The 26,704-nt window shown below is 68.1% G+C and carries 26 protein-coding genes; 9 read left to right on the forward strand and 17 right to left on the reverse strand.

What is annotated here, in order from left to right:
* Positions 1-65: 65 nt before the first annotated feature.
* The 5 genes from AB0I83_RS23725 to AB0I83_RS23745 all read right to left on the reverse strand — a co-directional run bounded on the left by AB0I83_RS23725 (position 66) and on the right by AB0I83_RS23745 (position 4,751).
* Positions 66-2,300: a cell division protein FtsK gene (locus AB0I83_RS23725; protein ID WP_363306028.1), complete on the reverse strand. Its 2,235-nt coding sequence runs from the start codon at positions 2,298-2,300 to the stop codon at positions 66-68.
* Positions 2,301-2,438: 138 nt separating this feature from the next.
* The gene (locus tag AB0I83_RS23730; protein WP_363306029.1) at positions 2,439-2,825 is read right to left on the reverse strand and encodes an RRQRL motif-containing zinc-binding protein; all 387 of its coding nucleotides are present in this window, start codon (positions 2,823-2,825) and stop codon (positions 2,439-2,441) included.
* Positions 2,825-3,460, reverse strand: a complete 636-nt coding sequence (locus tag AB0I83_RS23735) for a GGDEF domain-containing protein (RefSeq protein WP_363306030.1) — start codon at positions 3,458-3,460, stop codon at positions 2,825-2,827. The genes AB0I83_RS23730 and AB0I83_RS23735 overlap by 1 nt, the downstream gene beginning before the upstream one ends.
* Positions 3,457-4,458: a DUF2637 domain-containing protein gene (locus AB0I83_RS23740; RefSeq protein ID WP_363306031.1), complete on the reverse strand. Its 1,002-nt coding sequence runs from the start codon at positions 4,456-4,458 to the stop codon at positions 3,457-3,459. The genes AB0I83_RS23735 and AB0I83_RS23740 overlap by 4 nt, the downstream gene beginning before the upstream one ends.
* On the reverse strand, positions 4,455-4,751 hold the full coding sequence (locus AB0I83_RS23745; RefSeq protein WP_363306032.1) for a hypothetical protein: 297 nt from the start codon (positions 4,749-4,751) through the stop codon (positions 4,455-4,457). Before AB0I83_RS23745 ends, AB0I83_RS23740 begins: the two co-directional genes overlap by 4 nt.
* A gap of 869 nt (positions 4,752-5,620) precedes the next feature.
* Between AB0I83_RS23745 and AB0I83_RS23750 the strand changes: the two genes are divergently transcribed.
* Together AB0I83_RS23750 and AB0I83_RS23755 are read left to right on the forward strand one after the other, a co-directional pair.
* Positions 5,621-6,388, forward strand: a complete 768-nt coding sequence (locus tag AB0I83_RS23750) for an XRE family transcriptional regulator (protein WP_363306033.1) — start codon at positions 5,621-5,623, stop codon at positions 6,386-6,388.
* Positions 6,385-6,858, forward strand: a complete 474-nt coding sequence (locus AB0I83_RS23755) for an NUDIX domain-containing protein (protein ID WP_363306034.1) — start codon at positions 6,385-6,387, stop codon at positions 6,856-6,858. Before AB0I83_RS23750 ends, AB0I83_RS23755 begins: the two co-directional genes overlap by 4 nt.
* Here AB0I83_RS23755 and AB0I83_RS23760 read toward each other — a convergent pair.
* The 4 genes from AB0I83_RS23760 to dcm form a co-directional block, all read right to left on the reverse strand.
* Positions 6,855-7,415: an HD domain-containing protein gene (locus AB0I83_RS23760; RefSeq protein WP_363306035.1), complete on the reverse strand. Its 561-nt coding sequence runs from the start codon at positions 7,413-7,415 to the stop codon at positions 6,855-6,857. The genes AB0I83_RS23755 and AB0I83_RS23760 overlap by 4 nt on opposite strands.
* Positions 7,416-7,426: 11 nt before the next feature.
* Positions 7,427-7,873 (reverse strand): GntR family transcriptional regulator, encoded by a 447-nt coding sequence (locus AB0I83_RS23765; RefSeq protein WP_363306036.1) that lies wholly within the window; start codon positions 7,871-7,873, stop codon positions 7,427-7,429.
* A 208-nt stretch (positions 7,874-8,081) separates the two neighbouring features.
* A complete protein-coding gene (locus tag AB0I83_RS23770) occupies positions 8,082-9,380 on the reverse strand; it encodes a Shedu anti-phage system protein SduA domain-containing protein (RefSeq protein WP_363306037.1) in 1,299 nt (432 codons plus the stop codon).
* A 167-nt stretch (positions 9,381-9,547) separates the two neighbouring features.
* Positions 9,548-10,732: a DNA (cytosine-5-)-methyltransferase gene (dcm, locus tag AB0I83_RS23775; protein WP_363306038.1), complete on the reverse strand. Its 1,185-nt coding sequence runs from the start codon at positions 10,730-10,732 to the stop codon at positions 9,548-9,550.
* A 360-nt stretch (positions 10,733-11,092) separates the two neighbouring features.
* On the opposite strand from dcm, the gene AB0I83_RS23780 reads away from it, so the two are divergent.
* Complete coding sequence (locus tag AB0I83_RS23780; RefSeq protein WP_363306039.1) at positions 11,093-12,298, forward strand: DUF3578 domain-containing protein; 1,206 nt, start codon at positions 11,093-11,095, stop codon at positions 12,296-12,298.
* A gap of 96 nt (positions 12,299-12,394) precedes the next feature.
* Here the strand turns inward: AB0I83_RS23780 and AB0I83_RS23785 are convergent, their stop codons facing one another.
* The 3 genes from AB0I83_RS23785 to AB0I83_RS23795 all read right to left on the reverse strand — a co-directional run bounded on the left by AB0I83_RS23785 (position 12,395) and on the right by AB0I83_RS23795 (position 15,418).
* Positions 12,395-13,600 (reverse strand): DNA sulfur modification protein DndB, encoded by a 1,206-nt coding sequence (locus AB0I83_RS23785; protein WP_363306040.1) that lies wholly within the window; start codon positions 13,598-13,600, stop codon positions 12,395-12,397.
* Between the two features lie 1,132 nt (positions 13,601-14,732).
* Positions 14,733-15,137 (reverse strand): type II toxin-antitoxin system VapC family toxin, encoded by a 405-nt coding sequence (locus AB0I83_RS23790; RefSeq protein WP_363306041.1) that lies wholly within the window; start codon positions 15,135-15,137, stop codon positions 14,733-14,735.
* On the reverse strand, positions 15,134-15,418 hold the full coding sequence (locus AB0I83_RS23795; RefSeq protein WP_363306042.1) for a PhdYeFM domain-containing protein: 285 nt from the start codon (positions 15,416-15,418) through the stop codon (positions 15,134-15,136). Before AB0I83_RS23795 ends, AB0I83_RS23790 begins: the two co-directional genes overlap by 4 nt.
* Positions 15,419-16,102: 684 nt before the next feature.
* On the opposite strand from AB0I83_RS23795, the gene AB0I83_RS23800 reads away from it, so the two are divergent.
* On the forward strand, positions 16,103-17,389 hold the full coding sequence (locus AB0I83_RS23800; RefSeq protein ID WP_363306043.1) for a hypothetical protein: 1,287 nt from the start codon (positions 16,103-16,105) through the stop codon (positions 17,387-17,389).
* A gap of 20 nt (positions 17,390-17,409) precedes the next feature.
* Positions 17,410-17,685, forward strand: a complete 276-nt coding sequence (locus tag AB0I83_RS23805) for a hypothetical protein (protein WP_363306092.1) — start codon at positions 17,410-17,412, stop codon at positions 17,683-17,685.
* A gap of 102 nt (positions 17,686-17,787) precedes the next feature.
* On the opposite strand, the gene AB0I83_RS23810 is transcribed toward AB0I83_RS23805, so the two are convergent.
* The 4 genes from AB0I83_RS23810 to uppS all read right to left on the reverse strand — a co-directional run bounded on the left by AB0I83_RS23810 (position 17,788) and on the right by uppS (position 21,941).
* Complete coding sequence (locus AB0I83_RS23810) at positions 17,788-18,915, reverse strand: zf-HC2 domain-containing protein (protein WP_363306044.1); 1,128 nt, start codon at positions 18,913-18,915, stop codon at positions 17,788-17,790.
* Positions 18,912-19,439, reverse strand: a complete 528-nt coding sequence (locus AB0I83_RS23815) for an RNA polymerase subunit sigma-70 (protein WP_363306045.1) — start codon at positions 19,437-19,439, stop codon at positions 18,912-18,914. Before AB0I83_RS23815 ends, AB0I83_RS23810 begins: the two co-directional genes overlap by 4 nt.
* A 292-nt stretch (positions 19,440-19,731) precedes the next feature.
* The gene (locus tag AB0I83_RS23820) at positions 19,732-21,153 is read right to left on the reverse strand and encodes an oxygenase MpaB family protein (RefSeq protein WP_363306086.1); all 1,422 of its coding nucleotides are present in this window, start codon (positions 21,151-21,153) and stop codon (positions 19,732-19,734) included.
* 98 nt (positions 21,154-21,251) lie between these two features.
* The gene (gene uppS / locus AB0I83_RS23825; protein WP_356534981.1) at positions 21,252-21,941 is read right to left on the reverse strand and encodes a polyprenyl diphosphate synthase; all 690 of its coding nucleotides are present in this window, start codon (positions 21,939-21,941) and stop codon (positions 21,252-21,254) included.
* Between the two features lie 634 nt (positions 21,942-22,575).
* On the opposite strand from uppS, the gene AB0I83_RS23830 reads away from it, so the two are divergent.
* From AB0I83_RS23830 to AB0I83_RS23840, 3 genes are all read left to right on the forward strand, one after another.
* On the forward strand, positions 22,576-23,145 hold the full coding sequence (locus tag AB0I83_RS23830; protein ID WP_363306046.1) for a PadR family transcriptional regulator: 570 nt from the start codon (positions 22,576-22,578) through the stop codon (positions 23,143-23,145).
* On the forward strand, positions 23,132-23,932 hold the full coding sequence (locus tag AB0I83_RS23835) for an SGNH/GDSL hydrolase family protein (RefSeq protein WP_363306047.1): 801 nt from the start codon (positions 23,132-23,134) through the stop codon (positions 23,930-23,932). Before AB0I83_RS23830 ends, AB0I83_RS23835 begins: the two co-directional genes overlap by 14 nt.
* 295 nt (positions 23,933-24,227) lie before the next feature.
* Entirely contained in the window at positions 24,228-24,962 is a 735-nt protein-coding gene (locus tag AB0I83_RS23840) for an NAD(P)H-binding protein (RefSeq protein ID WP_363306048.1), read from the forward strand.
* Between the two features lie 131 nt (positions 24,963-25,093).
* Here AB0I83_RS23840 and AB0I83_RS23845 read toward each other — a convergent pair whose 3' ends face one another.
* A complete protein-coding gene (locus AB0I83_RS23845) occupies positions 25,094-26,011 on the reverse strand; it encodes an SDR family oxidoreductase (RefSeq protein ID WP_363306049.1) in 918 nt (305 codons plus the stop codon).
* Positions 26,012-26,097: 86 nt separating this feature from the next.
* On the opposite strand from AB0I83_RS23845, the gene AB0I83_RS23850 reads away from it, so the two are divergent.
* Positions 26,098-26,670, forward strand: a complete 573-nt coding sequence (locus AB0I83_RS23850; RefSeq protein ID WP_356534844.1) for a TetR family transcriptional regulator — start codon at positions 26,098-26,100, stop codon at positions 26,668-26,670.
* The last annotated feature ends 34 nt before the right edge of the window (positions 26,671-26,704 follow it).

Raw genomic sequence — 26,704 nt, forward strand, 5'->3', positions numbered from 1 at the left:
TTTGGGGTGCTAGCGGTGCCGCTAGACCTAGCGGGGTGTGCTGCTAGGTCTAGCGGCGAACTCGACTAGCCCGCGTCTCGGTTCCCGTCACGCTCTGCAATCACGGTGAGGATGCGGGAGCGCTCGATACCGCGCCGGTTGGCACCCTTCCCGGCCTCGGTCTTGCCCCACACCTGACCGGTATTGATGCCGTGCGGCTTCAGCGCCGCTGCCAGCTGCTCAGACTCCCAACCGCCGTAGACGTCCGGCCGAAGCTCACCGAGGCGGGCCACGACGACTTCGGACCACAGCTTGGGCTCTTCGGCCGGCACGACAGCGAGGATGTCCGCGAGCAGGTCGAACCCGCTGGTCTCGCGCTCTTCGAACGTCTCGCCCGCGGCGTGACCGGTGAGGCGTCCGGCGGCCTCGCGCAGGCGGCGGGCCCGCAGCCCGATCACCTCGGCCATCGGTGCGTCGATGTAGACGGAGGAGACGATCCGCGCGTCGGCGCCCTCACCGACGAAGTAGTGGATGCCCTTGTCCTTCCACGAGAACATCGTGGCCCGGATCCCCCGCTTGTAGCTGCTGGTGCCGAGGACCATGTCGTTCTCCAGCTGGCCCATGACCTTGAGGCACCAGCGGGCCGACGCGTTCGCGCTGATGCCGGTGGGCAGGGCTTTTGCGTCCGGCCGTTGTGTGGCGAGCAGTAGGACAATGCCGGTGGCGGGGCCGCGCTTGACCAGGTCGGTGCAGATCTCTTCGAACTCCGCCCCATGCTTGGGGTGCTCGAACCAGACCTGGCACTCATCCACCCCGATCACGATCGGGTGCAGACCCAGCTTCGGCTTGTCTGCCAGCTCGGACGTCACCTTCGACTCCGGGCAGATGTCCCGGGGCAGGGAGCGGATCATCTTGGCCCGGCGGCGCAGCTCGGTGCGCACTTCTCGCAGGTCAGCGAGCGCGTATTCGATGTCTTCGTCATCGTCCCCGGCCCGGTGGCGGTGCGAGACGCGCTCGCCGACGGGGTCGAGGTCGCCGGTGCCCTTGAGGTCGTAGGTGTGGACCTCGGCCCGGGAATCGAGTGCGGCGATGAGCAGGAGCAGGCGGAGCAGGAACGTCTTGCCCATGCGGGGGATGGCTCCGATGACGCCTGCGATGTACATCAGGGTGATGTCGACCCAGCGTCCGCGCTGGTCAGTGCCGAAGGCGACCGGCTTGAACAGGTCGACGGACCCGCCCTTGATGAGCGGCCACGCGGGCTTCGTCGCGGTGGACATGTCCTGGTCGCCGACCCAGATCACGAGGCGTCCGGTGTGCTCGTCCGGGACCGGCTCGGGCCATACGCACCCGAGCTTGCGGCGCAGGCCGGAGGCCAGCTTGTCCCGCTTCTCGATCACGTCGGTGGCGGTGACGCCGTAGGGGAGGTCACCCTCCGCACGCCAGCCCGGCCCATCGCGAGTGATGGGGGCGGTGAACGTGAACCCGTCCCGCCCCTTGCTCTGCGCCTGGTTGATCGCCGGAATGCCGATCGCCCCGAGCGCACGCAGGACGATGTCCGACGTGAGCTTGGGCGCTTTGGTCATCTCCACCGCGCGGGTGATGACTGGGGCATCGGCCTGCGTGCCGGCCGACCCGAGGGCCAGCAGCAGCGCACCGACGGACAGGGCCTGTACCCAGCCGGGGGCGAGGACGTACACGGCGAGGGCGGTGGCGAGACCGATGAACATGGCGAGGGTCGCCACGATGGTGCGCAGTCGGACCCGCCCATCACGCTGACGGGAGAGCTTGAGGTACTCGGCTGCGTCCTCGCGCCGGACGGAGGCGAGTCGGACCGGTTCGCCCTCCCGGTCGGCCACCCACCGCGCCGTGCCGCCCACAATCTTCGCTGCCCCGCGCGGTGCCTGGAAGACTAGGCGGGTCGCGTAGTACGGGGAGCGCAGCGAGTGGTAACCGGCAAGGTGCCCGTAGTGGCCAGCGGCCCAACGGGTCGCGATCCGCAGCTCGGTGGTGGAGCGCATCCACACCGGGAGGATCGCCCGCCGCTTCGCGCCCATGAGTCGGCCCAGGAACCCGGGGCCGACTTCCGCCGGACCATCCACCATCATCGGCTCGGTCGGGTCGCCCGACTCGTCATCCGATCCGCCACCCGACCGGGAGCGGGTCGGGTCGGCCGACCGGTCGGCGCGGGAGTCGCCCGACTCAGACCGGGCCGACCGTGCCTTGTCGAGGTCGACCACGTCCCCACCCGAGTCGGGTCCGGCGGGGGTGTTCATGTCGGCTTCGAGTCGAGTGAAGAGTTCACTTTCGTCGTCGTGATTCACTGAATGTCCTTCCTGGACAAGGGAGTAGGCACGGGCCCGGCCGTCGCTGTGAGAGGTGAGCAGTCGGGCCCGTGCGGTGATGTTGGCTCGGGAGAGAGGCCCATCCGATATGCAGGCCCTATCGCCGGGCGTATCGGTTCAGGCAGCGCTCTGTGCTATGGGGTAGGCGCAGGACACGCACATGCCGAGGGACGTCGGGATGCAGTACCCGGCGTCCGTCCGGCACTCCGGGCAGGTACGGCGGGCGGCCATGGCCTTGGCGAGCGCTTCGGCTCGGCGCGGGGTCATCGGGCGGACCGGCTTGGCGTGCTCGACGCGGTAGAGGTAGGCGACCAGCACGCCGGACTTTCGGCCGCGGGAGCGGCGCATCAACTGCGCCTGCACCTGCTGGCCTCCGGGCCGAAGTCCGCGGGCCCGGAGTTGGCGGCGGGTGGCGTAGCCGTCCGGGGCGAGCCACCACGGGAACGTCGGTATCCCGTGCCGGGCCCCGGTCGGGTCGTAGCACTTGGCGTAGGTCAGCGCCATCACGCCACCGCCTTCGAGGCGCTCGCGCCGCGTCGGCCGGCACGGCGGCCGGAGAAGGTGGCGAAGATCCTGCCGAGCCCAGCCCGGGAGACCCCGGCCCGGTCCTGCTTCGCCGCGTACATCGCCTCATCCGCCCGTCGCAGCAGCGCGGACAGTTCCTCACCGGGATGGTCTTCGGCACGGACCCAGCCGAGCGACACCGTGGTGTACACATCCGGTGTCGTGCTGGCCGGTCGGGCGAGTACCCCGTGCAGGACGGCGAGCAGGTCTCCAACGGTGCCGTGGTCGTCGATGACGACCGCGGCGAACTCATCGCCACCGAGCCGCCCGGCAACCCCGCTCCGGCCGACGTAGTGCGCCAGCCGGGCAGCAGTCGCCTGCAACAGCACGTCCCCCGCCGCATGGCCGTGCACGTCGTTGATCTGTTTGAAGTGGTCGACGTCCGCGAGGACCACCACCGCGCGGGGGTCCTTGAGCAGGGTGGTGGCGCGGCGCGTGAAGCCGTCGCGGGTGTGGAGCCCCGTCAGTGGATCGAGGCGGGCGATGTGCAGGCGGCGGCGCATCCACATGGTGTGGACGGACCATCCGGCCGCGAGTGGCCCGGCTGCGGCGAGCACGGATAAGAAGGTGTTCATGCCGCCACCACCTCGGTGTCGTCACCGTGGTCTGCCTGCGCGGCGTCGACGGAGTGCAGCGGGATGGCAGCACGTTCGGCCTTGAGGGTGTCGCGGAGAGTGCGAGCGGTGTGCTGCGAGACGTGCAGCTCGGTACGGATGCGGTCCGCAGTCAGTGCCTTGTCTGGCCACGCGGTGGTGACCTTTCGCGCCTCGGTCAGGATCTCGGCCGGGGTCCGCTTCCCCTTCGCCTTGCCCGCGGCGCGGCGAGTGGGCCGCTTCGCGGCCGGTGTGGGCGTGCTCTCCGGCTCGGGCTGCGGTTCCGGCGCGGCGGTCGGTGTCTCCTGCTCGCTTTGGGGGCTGATCTCTCCGAGCTTGAGCAGCACCCGTGCGCGTCGTGGTGTCTTCGTCCTCCACATGCGGCCGTGCGTCTCGCGCAGCTCGGCGCGGGCCAGGACGCGTTCCCGCTCCCGGGCCAGTGCATCGGCGTACGAGGTGATCTCCCAGAGCGTCATCCGGCGCCACAGGGCGAAGGTGGAGGGGAAGGCGAGCAGCCAGCGGGAGGCGCGGATCTTGTCCATGCGCCGACCGGTGACCGCGCCGATGCGGGAGGCGTAGATGTGGGCGCCGATCTCGGAGAACACGACCCACAGCAGCGGCATCGTGCCGTGCGCGACTTTCGCCCACATCCCCTGTCCTGCGGAGACGTTCAGTCCGCAGGTGACCAGGGTGAGGACCCAGGGCACGAACCGCACCCATACCAGTGCCATGTCCATCCGGATCAGCAGCAGGTTCGCCACGGAGAACACCGGGATAGAGACGTCCATCCCGACCGGCACCATCCACGGCTCACCGAACCCCCACCGGGCCGCCGCCTCGGACACCGCGTCGAATGACGAGATGAGTCCGAGTGCGCCGACCCCGGCGGCGGCGAGCGCGCCGACACCCGCCAAACCGAGTTCCGGGCGGGTCAGCGGCGGAACCGCCGGCCGGTCCGTGTTCAGCGTCTGGGTGCTCATGCCGCCACCCAGCCCGGGGACTGACGGCGGCGGACCGGCCGCCGGACGGGGAGCGGGATGAGGTTGAACAGCTCCGGCGCAAACGCCTCGATCGCCTCAGCGGCAACGCGGCTCACGCGGTCGGGGAAGTCGGGGTTATCGGCGAGGATGTCGCGGGCCGCGTCCATCCGGGCCGCGGCGTCCATCTCGCTCTCGCCCTCCACACCCAGCCACAGGTCCAGCGGGGTGCCCAGGGCCAGTTCCACGAAGTCGGTGTCCGAGACGGCCTCATGGCCGCCGATGTATGTGCGCATTGGGTACTCCTGATCAGCGAAGGGAGCTGGGACAGCCTCGGTCTTTGGCGAGAGGCGGCCGCCCCGGCGAGACCCCCGGGCCGCGAGTGCGGCGGAGGCAGTACCCCGGCCGGGAGTCGAACCCGGCCTGCGACCATCGGGGCGGTGACGTGGTGAGGAATCAACGGCGTGCGCACGTACGGGCGTTGTCCTCGCTGCGCTTGTTCACTTCGGCGTTCTTGCGGGCCAGCTCGGCTCGCTGCGCATCTGTCAGACTCGTGACCACAGGGACCTCCCAATCGGGTGCCTGTCAGCGCCGCCCGGAGTTGCATCTCCGGGCGGCGCGCTTGTTGGCGCCGGCGGAACCCGGCTCCCCTCAGCCCCGCCCGTACGGCCCGCACGAAGCGGACCGGACGGGCAGGGGAGGCAACCGGCCGTAGCGCCGAAGCGCTGCGGTGTTGTGGGTTGCGCTGTGCATCACGCGGAAGATCCGCGTGGCCGCCTACTTGGCCGAGGAGAGGCGGCGTGATCCCCATTCAGTTGTCAAAGAACAGTCGCTCCCCGGCAAGCGCGGTAACCCCTGGTCAACAGGGGCTCCCGTCCTCACAGGACCCGCCGGGCGCTCTGCGGTCGTGCACTTCGGGGCCTGAGTCAGCGCCGCCGAACAGGTACTGCCGTACGAGCGGTACATGTAGTACGTGTTCCTCATCATGCAGAGAGGGATTCGCTCCGTCAAGCCCTTCGGCTGTTCGGGCCGCGAGCCCCTCGCTGTCGACGTGCTTACAGATTGGCCCGGGAAGAGAAGACGATCGACCCCGTACATGCACGACCTGCAGACGACTTCGCTAGGGTGAAGTCGTCCCAAGTCGTCCCAGCAGGGAGAGCGCGACATGGCGAACGAGAGGCTTCGAGGCGCGATCGTTGAGAGCGGCCTTACCCTCGATCAAGTGGGCGCCCGCTTAGGGGTGTCGGCGAAGACGGTCGAGCGGTGGATCGGCGATCCGAAGCGCAAGCCCTACCGGCGATTCCAGTTCGCCACTGCATCGCTACTGCAATGCGAGGTGTCCTACCTGTGGCCCGAAGAGCGCACCGCAGCCGAGGTCACCGAGGCCGGGAACGCTGAGCTGATCAAGCTGTACCCGCACCGCTCAGTGGTGCCGAACCGGCTGTGGCCGCAGCTCTACTCGCAGGCCCGTGAGCACTTCGATGTACTCGTGTACTCGGGGTTCTGGCTTACCGAGGACGCGGCGTTTCACCGAGTCGTCAAGGAGAAGTCGGCGGCCGGCGTACGTATCCGGTTCATGCTCGGAAGCCCTGGCAGTACCGCCGTGGCCGTTCGTGGTGAGGACGAGGGGATCGGCCCCGCCATGGCCAGCAAGATCCGCAATGCCCTCGTCAACTACGGCTCGCTTTTCGGGCTGCCCGGGGTGGAGTTTCGGCTACACGACACGACGCTCTACAACTCGATCTACCGTGCCGACGACGAGATGTTGGCCAATGGCCACCTGTACGGCGTCGGCGCGTACATGGCTCCGGTGCTGCACCTGCAGCGGGTCCCCGGAGGCGAGTTGTTCGATGCCTACGCTGAGAGCATCGAGCGGGTCTGGGAGTCGGCCCGCCCCATCTCATCCCCCACCGATGGAGGTCTGCCGGCATGAGCCGCATCGACTACTTCCGAGACCCCCACGCGCCCGAGGCCAACTCCGTCGTGCCTTCGGTCACGGCGGTCGTCCGCGACGACGAGGGGCGGATTTTGATCATCCACAAGACCGACAACGACCTGTGGGCCCTTCCCGGGGGCGGTCATGACATCGGCGAGAGCATCGGGGACACGGTCGTCCGGGAGGTAGTTGAGGAGACCGGGATCACCGTGCAGGTCGACAGCATCGTGGGTCTGTACACGGACCCCGAGCACGTTCTGGCGTACGACGACGGAGAGGTTCGCCAACAGTTCTCTATCTGCTTCCGCGCGCACCCGACTAGCGGGGCCCTGCGAACGAGCAGCGAGTCGAAAGAGGTCCGCTGGGTCGCCCCAGCGGACCTCGACAAGCTGAACATCCACCCGTCCATGCGTCTGCGCATCCAGCACGGGCTGGACGACTCACGACGCGAGCCCTATATCGGCTAACCGCCGGCAGGCGCGGCGACCAGGCGGCTCTCTACTCGCTCCGCGGCCGCGTAGATTTCCGGTGCCGCACGTTGGATGAAGCGTCCGACGATCGTGTCGGGGCCGTACCGCTCCACGATCTCGCCCAGACGTTGCGCCGGTGTGGTGTGTCCACCGGTTGGCGTGGTCGTCATGTCGCAGAAGATCAACGCGTCAACGAGCTCGGGGCGTTCGAGCTCGAACTCGCTCTCCAGTTCTTGCCGGAGGCCCCGCTCCTCGGCCTCCAAGAGCGCACAGGAATGGTGAGCGACCAGGCTGACCACCCGTTCGTCTGCGCTTTCCTGGTCACGCAGGAACCGGGCCCCGTCCAACGGGTGAAAGCCGGTGGTGGCGATGCTCGGCGAGTAGCCGATGTCGTGCAGCACCGCCGCCGCTTCCAGGAGCTCCGCGTCATCGCCCAGGATCGGCGCCAAAGAGCGAGCGCGACCAGCGACCCCCAGGACGTGCGCCCACCGGCGCGGGAGAGGTTCGGAAAGCAGCGCTTCGGATAGCGGGTACGCCCACTCATTCAGTCCCATGGCGGCCAAGACTACGACCGGCCGGCGGAAGTCGGGAGGGCGCGCACCGTGCGCCCCTTGCCGTGAATGGTGGCCAGCAAGCCAGTCCCCTCCATGTGGGCAAGCACGCGCCGCACCGCCGTTCGCGATGCTCCGAAGCGCTCGCAGAGCTTCGCCTCGGACGGATACGTGTCGCCGACCGCCAGAGAGTCCTCAGCGATCACGTCCGTCATCCGCTCCGCAAGGGAACGACGGTCGCCGCCTTGGGCGACTCGCCAGCCGATCCCCGGGACAGCCTCAAGGGCACCCTCGGCTTCGAGCACCTTGAGAGCACGACGGATCGTGTTGCGCGCGACGCCATGCGTGCGCATGAGATCAGCCTCGGAGGGCAGGGGGCCGCTGATCTCCCCCTGTTCGATCCCCTTCCGCAGCGCCTCCGAAATCACGAGGTAGGTTCCACGCGGGTTGGCCTCTGACACTTCGGCTCCTCTCGCACCTCGTTGCTCGCTGCTCGCTGCTCGCTGCTCGCTGCTCGCTGCCAAGGGTGCCACGATCCCGCAGGGCAGTAGCAGGGTCTTATAGCCGCGTCCGGCCACGATGGCTACTCCCCTCTCAGTTTCCGTCTCATTCAGCTCTGTACGTCGATGTATGAATCGCTGACCGGAGCTGCCCTGTAGATGCTGCGTCTCAGTCGAAGAGAGTTGGATTCTGGTCGTTATCAGGCTCTTCTTCGGAATCATCCCCCGCGCTACTGTCAGGATCGTCTCCTGTGCTTGCGTAATCTGCGGAGATCTCACTTTCGAAGCGGAGTGACCTTTCGGCAGAATCCAGCAAGTCGGCCCAGGTCAATACATCAATGCGATTGATGAGTGAGTCGTAGGTGCGAATTGTCTGGTCAATCATTGACCTTGTAACGGCGCCGAGCTGCCGTACGGGATCCTCTGGGATGTCCACAAAGTCTTGATTTCCGATGATGACCGTTGCTCGGCTGCGCCGGAGATCATAGTTGAGGCCACTATTCCTGTATAGGGTTTCCAGGGCTGCGCCGCCCTCGTCAAGCTGTCGGATATAGTTTGCGGCCTGCATGGTGGCCTTGTGTACTTCTTTTCCGGGGATCAGATGCTGCCTATGGCGCTCTACCAGGTCTGGAATATAAGACCCTTTGAGTTCAATGATGTGTAGCGAACCGTCGGCGCAGAACAAGGGGATATCGTACCTGTCCATCGGAACGATCGACCCGCGAGCCACTCCTGTATATCGTCCGCCAAAAATCCAGTAATTTCCTCTGATTTTGCGGTGAAGGTCAGTTTCGGTCGTGGCTGGATCGGCAATCATGCGCTTCAGTTCGGAAATCAGTGTGCGCCGTTGAGCGATTACCGCAGTTTCTGCTGCCGACAGACCAGCCGCACTTGAAGCGGCCGCAAATTGGACAATGCTGGAGATGTCTTGCCGTTGAGAAAGGGCAGCCCCGACCCCCGCGCCACTCAGTCCGACCCTGTCAAAAAAGTCAAGTACGCCGGAAACTGCCTCATCTGGGCTAACGTTGATCGGCTCAAATGGAATGGGGCCAAAGCTGTTAACGAGGTTGTCCACGATGCTTTGAGACTTGAGGTCGGCAGACATGAAATAGCCGCCCATGATGTTCCACTGCAGGCTATCCGGGGAGGCACGCTGCAGCAGCAGTAGGGTTTTACCGGTCCTTAGTGCAAGCTTGCGGGCCGCCCGATGTGTGGCTGCGTCTTCGTCTTCGCCCCTTAGCTTAATTAGAGCAACGACCACAGATGCCTGTACTGCGGCATCAGACTGCACTGCACGCACACTAAAGTTGGCAGCTTTGCTGATGTATGTGAAGTAAACGCGAGAAGATGGCAGTTTGAGTAGTTTGGCCGTAAAGTCGCGCGCGGCATGGTACTTATTGTTGACAGGCTTCTCGTGCTCCCTGACCAGCAGTTCGGACAGGTGTGCCAGGGTCTCCACAGGTGTCATGTGGTGATCCTATAGCTGCAGCCCGTAGGCGGTGCGTGAGTTTATTGAAGCGCTCGGATACGGGCCGGGTTAGGTTCCGTATCCGAGCGCTTGCATCACGGCTGACTTCGTCTGCCGGTAAGGCATGACTCCGCGTGTTCCCGAGGTGCGGCGTCTACAGAATTCAGCTAGGCGGCCGAAATTCTGCCAGCCATGTACTCGGAATGCTCCTTGAGGGCTTGCGAGAATTCTTCCCGGTAGCGGAGCCGACTCTTGAGGAGGCGGGTGTGGAACCCTGTGGTGGCGCGCAGGCTCAACGGGGCAGCATTACTAGCGTCCACGACGTCGAGCAAATTGCGATAGGGGTGCTTCTCGGGCCAGAGGCTAGCCGAGACCGACCATCGTTCGTCTGAATTGCCCCAGGCGGCTGTCGGCCACTTCATCCCCTTCGGAAGGATGAGTTGACCGGTCTCATCGACGTGTCCGGGGTTTTGAAGACGATTCCCTAGCCATGTCGATACACCTACTGTTACGGCGTTTCCAACGAGCTTCCATCGAACCCCGGGGCGGGCAACCTCAAGCGCTGCTTGGGTCCAGTCGCGGGGAAATCCTTGGAGTTCTTCTGCATCCTCGATGCGTGGTGTCACAATGGCGCGGCCCGGCTCTGCGTTGCACACCCACATGGCCGGTGAGGATGGGATACCGAGCCCGGATCCTCCCTTAAGGGTGGGAAGCGCGTCCTGCGCCCACCCCAATCCGGTATTGCCTTCAGTCCAGTAGAAGCCGAAAGCGTCTTCCCTGTAATCTGATTCGGGACGTTCTTGGGCTTCGTCGGCAAATAGAACCGAGCGAGGATCCTCAGTGCGCGATGCGACGAGGATTACCCGGTGCCGTCGTTGAGGAACGCCGGTGAAACGAGAGTCGACCAAGCGATAGGCCCATGTGTAGCCAAGTCGTTCAAATTCGCTGACCAGGTACTCCATGGCTGTGCCGCGGTCGAGGGCAAGCATGTTGCGTACGTTCTCGATGACTACCCATCGGGGAGAAGCGTCCTCCAAGAGCTCAAGCAGATGCTTGACCATCCCGGATGCTTTTCCGTGGATGCCTGCAGTCCGGCCGGCCTGGGACAGGTCGGTGCACGGAAAGCCTGCAGTTACCACGTCAACGTCAGGAAGGGCCTGCAAGGTCTGGATGTCGTCGTGGAGAGCGACATCCGGAAAGCGGTGATTGAGAACGGCTTGCGCAGGTTCCCACCACTCGCAGAGCAGCTTGGTCTGCATGCCTGCTGCCTGAAGCCCGAGCTCAACACCGCCGATGCCAGCAAACAGCCCGGCAACGGTCAGCGGTCGAGGGGTGACGTCAAGGTTCGGCATGGTCAAGATGATCCCACGTCCCTTTGGTTGTCTGATGCATGCGTTTGTTCTGCGCAGCTCGTACGCGATTGCTGTATGTAGTCAGATCTTTGCCACGTGTGAGCGACATGGCCCTGAGCATGTTGTCGTCGCCAACCCCCAGGTGCAGAGGCTGGGTCGGGTCCGATCACTCGGCCCCGCCTAGAAAGACGGGCCGCGGAGCGCCCAGCGCGCAGAATCGGGCTCCCTGTGGGCCACACTCGCGGACTGAACGCGGCGGTGAAGCCTCTGCGCAGGTCGCGGGGTGCGCCTGGTCCGACTCCCCGGCGGTCTTGAAAGCCGTTCCTGTCACTGTCAGAGCGACGGCCTACGCTGCGCTGCGTGGATGATCTCTTGGGCAGTGTGCTCGATCTGCAAGGTGCATGGACGGCCTCCAACACGGATGAGATGCGGAAGCGAGGCGTCCATATTCGGCAGGGCCTACCTGCGCTTCTCAGGGAGCATTCGGCTGCATTGGCGAACGTGCTTGGCGTGGCCGTGGACGAGCTTGGGGTCGAAGGGCGGGATGGCACCGGTCTGAAGACCGAGATCCCCTGGGTCCGCGTCTGCGCGCGCGAACAGTCCCCGAGCGCCACAACCGGCTGGTACGTCGTCTACCTGTTCAGCGCTGCCGGCGACCGGGTCTATCTGTCCCTGAATCAGGGAACGACCGTGTGGACCGGGGGCGACTTCAAAGCGCGCAAGGTCGAGGACCTCAGAGCCCGGGTCGGGTGGGCTCTTCCCCTGCTCGCTGAGCGGATGGCTACACGGAGCGACCTCCATCAGGCGATCTCGCTGGGTGCTCGCACCCAGCTCGGTCGTGGCTATGAGCCTGGCAATGTCGTCGCCGTCGAGTATTTTCGCGAGGCCCTGCCTTCGCAGGACGTTCTCATCATGGATCTGCTGTACATGCTGAGCCTGCTGCGGATCGTCTACGCAGCAGAGCTTTTGGCGCCACACATCCCGGGTGATCCGACCCCTGAAGTTCTGGAGGCAGAGCAAAGCGCGGCTGTGGTGGCAGGGCGCCGTAGCAGCCGCCGCGCCACGCGCCCGACACGATCCGGGCAGGGCTTCCGCCTCACGGCTGCGGAGCGACGTGCGATCGAACGACGAAGCGTTCACGTGGCCACCCACTTCTTCGAGGCACAGGGATGGTCGGTCAAAGACGTTGGTGATCGGGAGTCGTTTGACCTCCTGCTAAGGCGCGGCGAAGAGCGCCTGCACGCGGAGATCAAGGGGACCACCTCGGCCGGTAACGACGTCATTCTGACTCGGGCTGAAGTCGAGAAGCAGAGGAGGTACTACCCGGCCAACGCCTTGGTCGTTGTGCACTCCATCGTTCTGGACCGCACAGAAGAGGAACCCGTTGCCTCCGGCGGAGTGCTTCACTGCCTGTCGCCCTGGCTCATCGCTGATGAAGACCTCACAGTGATCTCTTACGCCTATCGAACCCAGGTCAGCGGAGGGACAACCGGTCAAACCGAAGAAACACCGTTGCCGGCTGTCGTCCCTCCGCAACGGCAGGTGGGTCGACTTCCGCGCGCATGATGGCCGGGGCGTGGTACACACTGAAGTGGGACCCCCGGAGCTCAATTCCGGGGGTCCCACTTCAGTAGCTAGGGCCAGCGGGCCAGCCCGCTGGCGTCAGTTCTGCCGCATTGCGGCAGCCAGCTTCTTCGCAGCTCCCTCCCAGGCGTCGCGGCCGGTCATGGCCTTCTCCTTGGCCTCCTGGTTGCCGTCCTCGTCGTACTTGGCCGGCTCGACGAGGGTGCCGTGGAAGGTGCTCCCGGCCCGGGTGAAGTCGATGGCGGCGGCCGCCTTCATGGCCTGCGCGATGGTCACGTCGGTGCCGTGGGTGACCTCACGCACTGCTGCAGCCAGCGCGTACAGGACATTCGCACTGGTCAGCCAGGTGGCTTCTCGCAGCTTGACCATCCCGCTGGGGACCGACAGAGCGGTGGCCACCTCGGGCAGAGCGCCGAATCCGGCCCAGAAGTCGACCATCCTCTGGAGCGCGTCGTCGTGTCCCGTGGTGGCAATCTCGACCGCGACGGCCTCGTCCCAGGCCCGGGACGAGCGGGGGCCGGTCCCGACCAGGAGCGTGCCCGTGGCGTATCGGAGCGTCTTGAAACCCGTCAGCTTCGGCGAGAGTTTACCGGGCGAGTCGGTGAGGAACTCGATCCGCTTCCCTCCCTCGAAAAGCGGTACCCGCCCACCCTTGAGCACCTCCTCCAGCAGCATCATGTTGATCGCCTGACGGCGGTCCATCGACTGTGCGATAGAGGCATTAAGCGGCTTGGCGTTCTGCTGCAGGTCGGTAAAGTCCTGCGCCCGACGCGCCTGGTCGTCGTCCAGCACCACGATCACGGGCTGGCCGTTGGCCTGCAGCCTATGCAGCACGTCATCGCCGTGCCGGTGGGCCTCGATGACATCACCGTAGGCGGAGGTACGGTGACCGCCATCGCCCACCTTGGCCTTCGCACCCGGCCGCACGTAGAGCGTGCCCATGCTGATCGGAGCTTCGGGGTCATCCGCCACGAACTCGGCGTCCTCGAGGCTGTAGTACACCAGAACCGAGTTGAGGACGTAGTCGTCGGTCTCCTCGATGTACTTGGCGATGGCCTGCCGGTGGTTCTTGTCCTCCTTGCGGTTGGTTCCGGTTCCCTGCAGCGGGTCCCAGTTCTCGCGGTCGCCGACCGTCCCGACGTAGGTGACCGGGCTCATCACAGTGGTCACCATCTGCCGGCTGCCCATCTTGTAGCCGATGGCCGGGTAGGCGACGCGTCCGTACGGGATCTTCGGCCGCGACGGCGTGACAGCGGGGCCGCTGTTGTCCGTGATCTCTTCCACTTGTCTTCCCTTGTTCGCGGACGCTCAGTACGTCCGACAGGAAGGATGCTACTCGGGATTTCTCACGTAGGCCAATATGAATGCTACGTACAGCTGGGTGCTACGCAACAACAGAAGTGCTTTGAGTGACCGAAAGGCTGTAGAGGCTCCCGTGACCTGCGCAATGGGAGCCCAGGGGCAGGGGGCTCACGCCACAGTTGGGGGTGCCGCCAGAGGACGCAGGGGACACATGCGCCTGCAGACTGCGCTGCGCATCCGCTGGGTCCGGCGACCGCGGAACCGATAGCCCTTCGTTCGGAGTCGCATCCTCTATCGCCTGGCAAGATCCGCCAGCACTTTCGAGCACGCCCGGAAGGAGGTTCTCGGTGTCGCCGGAGCACTTGAGGTCACGCCGGCGGACTTCGCCCCTCTTCCTCTGAGGGCTCGTTGTCCTGATCGTTGTCCAGTTCGCTAGCGGACACCATCGTTCGTACGCGTACGCGCACCCTGTCTGTACTGCCGCAAGGACACCTACGGACGATGGCGAACAGCCACTCGCACAGTTGGAAAGCGTGTTGGGGGCAACCCCTCACGAGTTCGAATCTCGTATCCTCCGCCATTGCTCTCACCGGGCAATACGTCGAAGGCCCCCGCAGCTTGCTGCGGGGGCCTTCGACGTAGATGGTTGCAGTTTTGGTTGCAGTTCCCGGCTACCGCCCGTTGAGGCCCGACAGACGTTGCAGTAAATGGCCGCGTTCTGCCCGTACCGCCGCATCATCTGGCTGCAGCCGGTGCACAGCCCGGGCTCCCACGGTGGGCAGCCCAGCGCTGCGGAGGCTGCTGCCCGCTCAACGGGAGTGATCCACGTCGGGTCGCTGGAGCGTTGGGCCGGCAGGCGGGGGAGGGTGAAGTCGCCCGCCGGTTGATCGAGATCGCGAAGAGGCCGGGCGTCACTGATGAACCAGCTGTCTTCGCCCGCCCGGCAGGTGCGGTCAACCTCAGCCGGGCGTCCGCCCCATCGCCGCCGCCCATCGTTCCTGGCACACCAGTCAGGGGAGCCCCCGAGCGGCACCGATCCACTGCGCGGCTCACAGAGTCCAGATCACCGGGACTGTCACTGCGGACGGCGAGCCCTCTCCACCGAGCGGGAAACTCACACCGAGATGACCTCGACGCCCTGATCCAGCCCCTTGAAGTCATCGGCGTTCCGCGTGAAGAGCGGGAGGCCCTGGGCGGCAGCGGTAGCGGCGATCATCAGATCCATGCGCCGGGGGCGAGGGTTGCGATTCTCCTTGACCGTGAGGGCGACCAGCGTCCCGAACCGGCGGGCAGCCTCCCGGTCGAAGGGAACGGCTGCGAATTCCGCTTCCACGTCGGCCAGGCGTTGCGCTCGCGCCATCATCTCCGCCGGGTCCTTCGTCATTGCCACGCCCTGCGCCAACTCCGCCAGGACGACCGAGGAGACAGCCGCCTCCACGGGCAGGAGGCTCGAGTCGATCAGGGGCAGATCGATGACGACGCACGTGTCCAAGAGTCCGCGCTGCACTCTGTCTGTCATGCGCGGTCCCACGGATTGCCGTCGCCATCGATATCGATGCGGTCCTCGGAGCCAAAAAATTCGTCCGCTTCCGTACGCATCCGGGCGGCGTCGCTCCGGGGCGCGTGGCGCCACTTCCGCTGGAGCTCCTCCACCGGGACGAAGCGACGCCTACTGCTGAGCGGGCGCACCTCCGCGATCTCGGCGCCGTTTCGGGTGATGTGGTACGTCTCACCCGCCTCCACGTCGTCGAGCACAGCCTTGGAGCGCGCGGCGAGCTCCCGCTGAGTGATGGTCTTCATGGAACCAGCGTATCGCGGCGTAATACATTGTGCTACAGGGTGGGCTCGCAGCGCTCTTGGCCATGCTCGTGGGAAGCGGTCCTTCGGTAATGCTTTGACCGGGTCGGGTAGTGAGCTGTCGGCTCCCTCGTCCGTACGGGGCATCCCCTCACGAGTTCGAATCTCGTATCCCCCGCCATTGCTCTCACCGGGCAATACGTCGAAGGGCCCCGCAGCTCGCTGTGGGGCCCTTCGACGTTCGTAGACTCATCTGCGGCCTCAACGAGACTCTTCGGAGCCCTCCGCACCGTTGTCGTCAGGATCGTTGGCAACTTCATCGCTCGGTGCAGCCGCCCTGCTCCTGCTCGTAGGCGCAGGCGGAGAGGAGCGCGGGTTCGGCGAGGATGTCCCGGCTTGACTCGCCCCTGCAGATCTCGTCGATGCTGCCGAACCGGGCTGGTGCGTAGTCAAGTTCGAGCAGATCTGGCGCCTGTCGGGCCGATGCCTCGCCGGGTGCTCCGATCTCGACAAGGATGGGGGAGGCGTCGATAGCAGATGGGGTGGGCAGGCGTGGGAGACGGAGACGGCGTGAGGGTCGCGAATCTTGTGGGCCTCGCCGCACAGGAACGTGCTGAAGACTGCCCCCGGCGCACGCTCGCCCAGCGCGTCACGCGGTACGCCCGCCCACGACGACAAGGAGTACCCGTGCAGAGCGACCGGGCCTCCGCATCCCACGCGCCCCTCTCGCGCCGACGGCTCTTCGGCCTTTCCGCCGGGGCCCTTCTGGCTGCCGGGTGCACCGGCAACGCGGACCGCGACGATCAAGGGAACGACACCTCGGGCGCACCGGAGAGCGCGGAGTCCCCGAAGCCTCGCGCCTCTGCCCCGGACGGCGCCCTCGGCGCGAACTTCAACGAGGACCCCACCTACGTGGACAAGGCGGCCCTGGACGGCCTGGGTACCAGCTGGGTGCGTGGCTTCACCGTGCTGGACCGCGTCAAGGAGGGCATGGCCGCAGAGCGCCTGCGGGCGATCGAAAGGCTTCTGGACCTGCACGAGCAGGGCTTCGGCACCATCCTGGCGCTGAAGTTCCAGTTCTGGAAGGAGGGCCGGACGGTACCGGCCCCGGGGAGCAGGGAGATGCGGGCCGAACTGGCGGCCGTGGACAAGGTGCTTGAGGCTGTCCTGGGCAAGGTGGAGATCCTCACCCTGGGCAACGAGCCCTTCCTGGAAACACGTCCGCAGGAGAGGCGGACCAAGCTCAACCCCTTCTACCAGGCCGTCGCGAAGCACGTCATCGACTACCGGGACGAGCGCTTCCCCGACGGGTGCCGTACCCGGCTGCACATGGGCGCCCTCAACCACCTGGACGACCCCGCGATGCTCTCGGACGCCACCGAGGAGTGGATCGACTTCGTCAACCGGACCTCGCAGCTCGACGGTCTGGACATGCACCCGCACGTCGCCTCGGCCGGGGCCGCCCAGAAGTACCTGGACTACGTCCTGCCCCGGCTCGACGGCGGCAAGAAGTTCCTCGTCACCGAGTTCTCCCTGGTCAATCACTACCAGCGGCAGATGCCGAAGCCCCTGTCCGCCCGATTCGTCACCGCCCACGGCAAGGAACTCGGCCACGGCCGCGACACCCGGGTGTGGCAGTTCCTCAAGGCCGCCGTCGAACGCCCGCTCACCGATGAGCAGTGGCGGGACTTCCTGCGGATGAGCCCCTGGTTCCAGGACCACAAGCACTTCATGCGGGACCAGGTGACCGCGTACCGGGAGTCGGGCCGCCTGGCTGTGGCCACCTATGGGGTGGTGCAGGGCAAGGCATCCGTGCGGGAGATCACCGAGGAGACGAAGCCCTGGATGCTCAACAGCCTCTACGTCCCCCGCACCGTCCGCCACGCACGAGACGCCCCGCTCCCGCGCACCTACACCGTCTCCGACGACTTCGCAGCCCTGCAACGCGAACAGGACCGCCTCCCGAAGAGCTGATCTGGCTTCTGTACGGCCTGTTGAGCGATGTCCCGCGTGAGCTTGCGCTTCTCGGCCGCCCCGACGGAGAGCTGACCAACGTGATCGCGGCCATCAAGCGCTCCGGATCCGACACCCGCGGTCTGCTCGCCTATCTCTACCGCCCCGGCCGGCACGACGAACACCTCGACCCGCGCCTGGTGACCGCCTACGCCATGCTCGGCACGCCGGAGACCCGGGCCGCGACGAGAGCGCCACTACGACGGCAGAACCACCGAGCAGCGCTGGGACGGGGTACACGAACCGAGGGCCCCTGAAGACAGCCGCCGCACGGGCACCCTCGCCCGCGGTCGGACAAGTAGCGCGCCCTGGTCGGGTCCGTCCCCCGCCGCACCCGGGCGCCGAAGATCCACGCGCGGTCAGAGTCTGCTCATGGAAGCCATCGCGTAGAGCAACTCGGTCAGCGCGACCCGGTCGCCCTGCTGGCCGACGACGACGTCCTGGGGCCTGAGGCGGCCTGCGGAGAGACGGCAGAACTCGACCTCTTCCAGGACCACTTCGCCGACGCAGTTGTCAGGACCCGCGGCCGACTCGGGGTCGTCGACCTGGAGGTACCACTCACCGCCGCTCTCCCCCTCGATGGTCAGGTGCAGCGAGCGCGGGCCCGCCGTGGGGTCCAGGGTGGGAAGCGGCGGGGAGGCCAGACCCGCCTGGCGCCGCGCGGCGAGGATCGACGGGAGCATCTGGACGGCGACGCCCACCAGGGTGCGCAGGTGCTCGGGCACCGGCGGCGGGTACGGGTAGGCGACGGCGTCCGCGATGTCCGTGGCATGGATCCACGTCTCGAAAGCCCGGTCGAGGAGGGCCAGGCGCAGCGGCAGCACGATGCCCTCGCCGTAGGGAACGGCGATGTCGGCGACGCCGTTCCCGCTGAACGAGCAGGTGCGGATCAGCTCGTAGGCGTGGTCGCGCCAGGTGTCGCGCAGCGTGTCCGGGCCGGACTCGGCGAAGGGCATCGCCTGCTTCCAGAGCGCCTCGGTCCGGTCCTTCGGATCGGTCGAGGCGGTGGTGCCCGGTTCGACCGGGTCCGGCAGGCCGAGCGACGCGGCGACCGCGCCGTCCACCGCCAGGAGGTGGCCGAGCACACCGGCGACCGAGGTCTTGCGGCTCGTGGAGTCCGCGCCGTCGAACCACTCCAGCTCGACCTGCGCCGCCCACTCCGAGGCGTCCAGGTCCGAGAGCAGGGCGTCCAGGCGCGCGGCCTCGGCGTCGTAGGGCTGCACGTAGTCCGGGACGGCGACCTGCGGCGGTCGCGCGCTCAGGCAGGCCCCGATGACCTCGGCACGCAGCGTGGAGGGCAGGTCGAGGTCCATGTGCGGGTGCAACAGGACGGTCGCCGAACGTAGTTGCCCGGCCTCACGGGAGCAGTCGACGCATCCGGCGAGATGCGCGTCCACCTCCGCCGCCTCTTCGGTCGAGCATGCGCCGAGGGCCCAGGCGCCGAGCAGGCTCTGCAGCCGGGCGTGCGCGTCGGAGTCGCTGTTCATCGCCGGTCCTCCCTGACCGCCTCGGTCCGGGCGGCGATCGCTTGAAGCCCCATACGCAGCCGGCTCAGGGTCTCCTCCTCGGAAACGCCCAGCATGTCCGCGGCCTGACGGTAGTTCAGCCGGGCGGAGTGGACGAGGTGCAGGGACCTGCGCACTCCGAGCCCCAGTTCTGTGATCGCCTCGTCCGCACGGGTGTGCTCCTCGATGCGGTCGGGGTCCCCATGTCCGTTCATCCGTACCCGCGGTACGCGCTCCGCGGCCATCTCGCAGGTCCTCATGGCCAGCCAGGTCGCGAGGCGACAGCGCGCCTGGTCGAAGGCGCCGGGGTTGAGCCAGAGGTCGGAGAAGACCCGTAGGACCAGTTCACGCGTGGCCTTCTCCTCGCCGGCCAGGCGGGCGGCGAGGCCGTGCACCAGGCGTCCGTGCCGGTCGTAGACCTCGCCCAGAGCCGCGGCTTCGCCACGAGTCAGCCGAATCTGCACCTGACGTTCCCACCGCGCCGTTTCCTCCGGCGTGTTGGCCATGACTCGGCACCTCCCGGCTCGAAAGTCCTCTCACACCCTCTCGCATGCGGCCCGGAGTACGCCAACTCGCTTGACAGGAGACAGAAATGGAGGTTTCGCACCTGCCTCCGCCCGGTGACTGCCGACGGAGATCCGAAAGCCCCGTACCGGTTCTGATTGATCCGATCCGCCGCCCCCTCACCGTTCCGACCGTCCCGGCCGGAACCCTTCCGGACGACAGTCCGAGCAGGTTGCGACCGGTCGGCCGGGCAGACCGCCGGGGCCGTCGAACCGGGCGGAGATCCAGTGGGCCCTACGCCTCGGACAGCAGCGGATCGTAGGGGGTCGAGCGCTGACGTCCGGACATGAAGGAGAGGAAGTCCCGCACGAACGCTCCCCGGGAGTAGCGTCCTTCGGCGTCCACGACGGTTCGTCCGAACCCCCTGCCGAACAGGAGCCGGTACTCCTCCGCGTCGATGAACTGGTCGCCGTCCGCGTCGGTGGCGGCGAAGAGGGCCTCGGCGACCCTGATCAACGCGGGTCCTGCCAGCGACGGAGCCGCGGCCGCGTACTCCTCCACGCTCACCCGGCCGTCCCCGTCGGTGTCGAGGGCCGTCTGGAGTTCCCTCCACCACGCGGCGAAGGCGTCGTACAGCCGGGTCTCCTCCGGCTCGTCCAGGTCCAGGCGGGAGCAGAGTTCCCGTGCCATGGCGGCGAGGTCGGGCCAGTCCAGGTGACCGTCCCCGGTCTGGTCCAGCACCTCGGTGAAGAACTCGCGGGCGCTGCGCCGGGTGTCGGTCCCAGCCGTACCGTCCTGTTGTGCGGGCACCGGCGCCTGGACCGGTGTGATCAGCCGGAGCAGTGCGCCGGCCCGTTTCGTCCGGGCGCGCAGTGCCGTGAGTGTCTCCGTGAAGGGGCCGTCGCCGTCCGGCGACTGCTGGAGCAGGCTGACGAGGTTCTCGGCCCGGAGCCAGCTGTCGGGCAGGGCGCGGGCCAGACGGGCGGCCATGTAGGCACTCTGCATCAGGGTCTGGGCGCCGGGTACCTCCGGCAGCCCCGCCCGACGGCGGAAGACCTCGGGCAGGGAGGCGACCGTGACGGTGCCGATGACCGGCCCGGCCAGCGCCCGGCCGGTCGCCCAGACCGTGGGAAGACCGGCGAACAACGGCGGCGCGGGGAGATGTTCGAAGAGCTTGAACAGGATGATGTTCAGCGCCTCCGTGTTCCGCAGTTCCTCCGCGACCATGCGGTCGTAGTACTGCCAGAACTCGGCCAGGGTGGGCGGGAGGTGGCCCGCCTGGTCCCCCAGGGCCGCGAGGAAGGCCTGGAACTCGGCGTAGAGCAGTTCCATGGTGACCTGGTCGAGGGGCTCCCCGCTCAGCCGGTACATGGTCACGGAGCTCTCGAAGAGCGTCGCGACCACCCACGCACGGACCTCGGGGTCCATCGCGTCGTAGGGCTGGTTCCGCACGTCCGTGCCGCTGAGCCGCTCGTGCAGGCGGTTGAGCCGTGCCGCCTCCCGCTGCCGTGTGTGCTCGTCGGCTCCGAACATGCGCTGGAGACTCACGAGGGTGTTGCGCAGCCGTCGCCACGGGTGCACGACGAAGGAGGAGTTGTCGGCCAGTGCCGCGCCGATCTGCGGGTGCGCGGCTTCCAGCACCGTGGCCCTGACGACGGCCAGGGCCCAGCGGGGGTCGTTGAAGAAGCGGTGGAACTGCGATCCCGGGCCGAACAGGGATTCGCCCGGTGCTTCGGGTGCCTCCCGGCCGGGGGCGTCGTACGGGCCCGTGCCGCCGGAGCCGGTCCATGTGGAGTGGCTGCTGTCCGTGTCCTTCACCTTCGAGGTTCTCCGTTCGCTTGCGACGTCACGCCGCCGAACCGGCGGTCGCGGTTGCGGTAGTCGTGCAGGCACTTCAGGAAGTCCGGCGCACGGAAATCGGGCCACAGCACCGGCGGGAAGATCCACTCGGCGTAGGCCACCTGCCAGAGCATGAAGTTGGAGATGCGCTGTTCGCCGGAGGTACGGATGACGAGGTCCACGTCCGGCATGTCCGGGACGGGCAGATGCGCGGCGAAGCTCGCCTGGTCGACGGCGTCGGCGGACACCCCGGCCCGGATGAGGGAGCGTGCCGCGGAGACGATGTCCTGCCGCCCGCCGTGGTCGAAGGCCACGGTCAGCGTCATACCGCGATTGGCCCCGGTCAGAGTCGTCAGATCGGCGAAGTCCTGGGCGAGGGGTGCGGGGATCCTCGGGTCCTCGGCGCCCAGGAACCGGCAGCGGATGCCGCGTGCGTGCAGCAGCGGCGCGTGTTTGCGCACCACGCGCCTCACCAGTCGCATCAGGAAGTCGATCTCCTCACCCGGGCGCCGCCAGTTCTCGGTGGAGAAGGCGTACAGGCTGAGCCACTCGACCCCCGCCGAGCGCGCCGCCTCGATGACGTCGATCACCGTCGTCTCCGCCGCCGTGTGCCCCGACGTACGCGGCAGGGAGCGCTGCTGCGCCCACCGGCCGTTCCCGTCCATCACGCACGCGACGTGGCGGGGCACCGCGCGCCGCCGGTCCTCGTCCGGCGGGCGGCGTGGTCGTACCGCGAGCGCCGGCAGGACGGAGACGGGAGCCTCCGGCGGCAGGTCGACGCCGCCGGCCGGCTCACTCGTCGCTTGCGCCCGACCGGATGCCCCTGTTCCAGCGGATGTCATGGAAACGCCCCCTCCGACTCGCGTCCACAGGCTCGGCCGGGACCGTGGTCCCGGTGGCGGAGGAGGCGGCGGGCCACCGGCCGGCGCATCCCCCGCTGTGCTCCCGACCTTCAGCAGAGTGCCGGTGCGGGGCCGTCGGCGTATCGCGATGCCCGGATACTTCACCCGTAGCACGTCTGTCGGAGGGCGCCGGTGCCCAGGCGGACAACCGTCGGTGGCGCCCGTCGGTGGCGCCCGGCCCGGACACCTCCGGCAGCCCGCCAGGGCCTGCCGGACAGCTCTCAGGTCCGGCCCCCTGGTGAGCGCTTCCCGGTTCCTGACCGGCCCTGCCGTTCGGCCGAAGGGTCGGGCACTCCGCCCGTGAGCTCGTCTCCCGCCCTTGCCATAGTCAAGAAATTGACTATTCTCCTTTATGACTACATCACTGTCTGCTGACGCACACACGCGAGGAGGTCCGGTGGCACTGCGGCACGCCGTTCTGGCGGCGCTCCTGGACGGCGAGTCCAGCGGGTACCAGTTGGCGAAGGCGTTCGACATCGGGGTCGCGAACTTCTGGCACGCCGTGCCCCAGCAGCTCTACGCCGAGCTGGCCGAACTGGAGCGGAAGGGACTGGTCGCCGGCCGCCAGGTGATCCAGGAGTCCCGCCCCAACAAGCGGCTCTTCCACGTCACCGAGGCCGGTGTCGCGGAGTTGGAGAGCTTCGCCGCCGGGGTCTCGAAGCCCTCCTCCATCCGGGACGACCTGCTCGTCAAGGTGCAGGCCGCCGACCACGTCGACACCGCGCCGGTCATCGAGCAGCTCCAGGAGCGCGCCACGGCCGCCGGGGCCAAGATCGAACTGCTCGGCAAGGTGCTCCACCGGCTGCGCGGCGGCGCCACCGAGGAGGAGTACCTGCGTACCGGTGACCGCGTCGGGCCGTACCTCACGTGTCTGCGCGGGCTGACCTTCGAACAGAGCCACCGGGACTGGTGCCTGCACACCGTGGGCGTACTCGAGGAAAGGCGGACGACCCGTGCCGAGCGGTGAGTACCTGCGTTACGTCGCACTGGGCGACAGCCAGACCGAGGGCGTCGGCGACGGGGACGACACGACCGGTCTGCGCGGCTGGGCGGACCGCCTCGCCGAGCGGATCGGTGCCGTCGAGCCAGGCCTGCGGTACGCCAACCTGGCGGTACGCGGACGGGTCGCCCGGCAGGTGCGCGCCGAGCAGCTGGCGCCCGCGCTGGCCCTGCGCCCCGGTCTGGCCACCGTCGTCGCGGGCGTCAACGACCTGCTCCGGCCCGGGTTCGACGCCGAGGAGGTGGCCGGACAGCTGGAGGAGATGTTCGCCGCGCTCACCGCCTCCGGGGCCCGTGTGCTGACCCTGACCTTCCCCGACGTCGCGAAGATCGCACCCATCGCCCGCCCGGTACGAGCCCGGGTGTTCGACATGAACGACCGCATCCGCGAGGCGGCGGCCCGGCACGGTGTCGTGGTCGCCGACGTCGCGCTGCTGCCCGTGGCCACCGATCCCCGGCTGTGGAGCGAGGACCGCCTGCACGCGAGCCCTCTCGGCCACGCGAGGATCGCCGCGGCGGCCGCCTCCGCCCTGGACCTGCCCGGCAGCGACGACAGCTGGGCGCGCCCGCTGCCGCCGCAGGAGCTCCCCTCCCGTCTGCACGCCGCCGGGGCCGAGCTCCGCTGGGCGGCCGGTTTCCTGGGCCCGTGGCTCGGCCGGCGGCTGCGCGGCAGGTCCTCGGGCGACGGCCGCGGCGCGAAGCGGCCCGAACTGCTGCCGCTGGACGGCCCGTCGACCGCACCGACGTCCTCCTGACGCCACTGCGGGACGCGGGAGCCCCGCCTCCTCACCGCCGCCGGATCGGAGCTTCCGCCACCCGGGCGAGCGGTGACGCGCCCCTGCCGGTCGGCCAGTTGCCGATGCCGACCACGGCCTGGGGTCCGTGGTCGGACCCGACGTCACGGGCGAGGTCCGCGATGGCGACCGCGGCCGGCGCCGCCCGCCAGGCGCCCTCCGCGGCCCCGCCGTGCGGGCGATGACGCCGTGCGTAGAGTGGTCATGAATGGACAGTTCTCTCATATCCCCCCTTTCACGCGCGGGAAGGTACGACATGAAGATCGCAGTGCTCGGCGGAACCGGGCTCATCGGTTCGCAGGTGGTACAGGACCTCGCGGCGGCCGGGCACGATGCGGTGCCGCATTCGCAGTCCACCGGTGTCGACCTGGTCACCGGGGAGGGCCTGTCGGCCGCCCTGGCAGGATGCGGCGCCGTCGTCAACGTGACCAACTCGCCCACCTTCGACGAGGCTTCGCTCGACTTCTTCCGAACGACGATGGACAACCTCCTCACCGCCGCCGGAGAACAAGGTGTCGGACACGTGGTGGTCCTGTCCATCGTCGGCGTGGAGCAGGTGCCCCGGCTCGACTACTACCGCGCCAAGGCGCTCCAGGAGGACCTGCTCAAGGCCGGGCCCGTCCCCTACTCGATCGTCCGCGCCACGCAGTTCTTCGAGTTCGTCGACGCGGTGCTGGCCTGGACCGCCGACGAGGAGACCGTGCGGCTGCCCGCCACCCCGATCCAGCCGATCGCCGCCGCGGACGTGGCGGCGACGGTGGCGGAGGTCGCCGCGGGCCGCCCGCTCCAGGGCACCCTCGACATCGCCGGCGCCGACGTCTTCACGCTCGACGAACTCGGCCGTGTCACCCTCGCCGCACACGACGACGAGCGCACCGTGGTCACCGACGACACCGCCGGCATGTTCGCGGCCGTCCGCGGCGACGCGATCATCGCCGGACCCGACGCCCGCATCGCCCCTACGCGCTACCGCGACTGGCTGACCGCCTGAAGGCACGGACCCGCGCCTCGACGCCCGACTCCACCCCGAGCCCGTACGTGCGGCGCGGGCGCACCCGATCGTGGCGCTCCGAGGGCGGTGGAACCGGACGGGGCCGCACCTGGGCGGCGGACAGCGGACGGTCAGGCGCCCGGGGTGTGGAAGTAGTGGCCCTTGTCGAGGTCATCGACGAGGCCGGGGTGGGCGGGCCGCCAGTCCAGCAGCTCGCTGGTGAGCGCGTGCGACGCCGGGGAGTCGAGGCCGAGGAAGCCCCCCAGCCAGGCGAAGTGGTCCGCCGCCGCCTCGGGGGCCACCGACGCGACCGGCACGTCGAGGTGACGGCCGATCACCTCGGCGATGTCCCGGATCGGCACGCCCTCCTCCGCCACACCGTGCAGCACCGACCCGGCAGGGGCCTGCTCGACCGCCAGCCTGAACAGCCTCGCCGCGTCGAGGCGGTGGACGGCCGGCCAGCGGTTGGTGCCGTCGCCGACGTAGCCGGAGACGCCCTTGGCGCGGGCGATCCCGACCAGGGCAGCCATGAAGCCGTTGTCCCCCTCACCGTGACAGGTGGGGGAGAGCCGCACCACGGACGAGCGGATGCCCCGCGGGGCGAGTGCGAGCGTCGCGAGGGCCGTGGCCGCCCGCACCGAGGTCGGCGAACCGTCGATGGCGGGCATGTCCCGCTCGGTCGCCGTCCGTCCCGGCGCGAGGCCGACCGCTCCGGAGGCCAGGACGAAGGGGCGGTCGGTGCCGGCCAGCGCGTCGCCGAAGGCGTCGACGGCCCGGCGGTCCGCCTCGGCCGCGCCACGGAAGTCACCGGTGAAGGCGGTGTCGTGCTTGAAGGCGAGGTGGATCACCCCGTCGGACGCGGCCGCCGCGGCGCGCAGCACGTCCAGGTCGTCCAAGGTGCCGCGGACCACCTCGGCCCCGGCCCCGGTGAGCGCGGCGGCGGAGGCGTCGGAGCGGGCGAGCCCGACCACCCCGTGCCCCGCGCCGATGAGCTCGGGTACGACGGCGGATCCGATCCAGCCGGATGCCCCGGTCACGAAGATGCGCATGGGAGAACCTCGAGACTCTTGATGTCAGTGTCTGACATCAAGGCTAGCATCTGATGTCAGACACTGTCATCACGTAGGATCGGCGCATGGGTAGATGGGAGCCGAACGCGCGCGGGCGCCTGGCACAGGCGGCGTTGGAGCTCTACAGCGAGCGCGGATTCGAGCAGACCACCGTTGCGGAGATCGCCAAGCGGGCCGGCCTCACGGAGCGGACCTTCTTCCGGCACTACGCGGACAAGCGGGAGGTGCTGTTCGACGGCGCCGGTCTGCAGGACCTGCTCGTGGGGGCGGTCGCCGGCGTACCGGGGACGGTGGCGCCGATCGACGCGCTGGCGGCGGGCCTGGACTCGGTCTCCGAGGCGTTCGCCGACCGCCGCGCGTACGCCCGCAAGCGACAGGCGGTGATCGTCGCGAACGCGGAACTCCAGGAGCGGGAGCTGATGAAACTCGCCTCACTGTCCGCCGCCCTCGCCGACACCCTGCGCCTACGGGGCGTCCCGGAGCCCGCAGCGAGCCTGACGGCCGAAACCGGTATCGCCGTCTTCAAGGTCGGCTTCGAACGCTGGATCGCGGTGTCCGAGGAACGCGACATGTCGCAGGTGATGCGCGAACTGCTGGACGAACTCAGGGACCTGACCGCGGGTGGACGCGGGGCGTAGGCGGGCGGACGCCGGGCGTAGGCGGCCCTGGCAG

The sequence above is a fragment of the Streptomyces sp. NPDC049970 genome (genome assembly GCF_040660235.1).
In the GTDB taxonomy this organism is placed as follows: domain Bacteria; phylum Actinomycetota; class Actinomycetes; order Streptomycetales; family Streptomycetaceae; genus Streptomyces.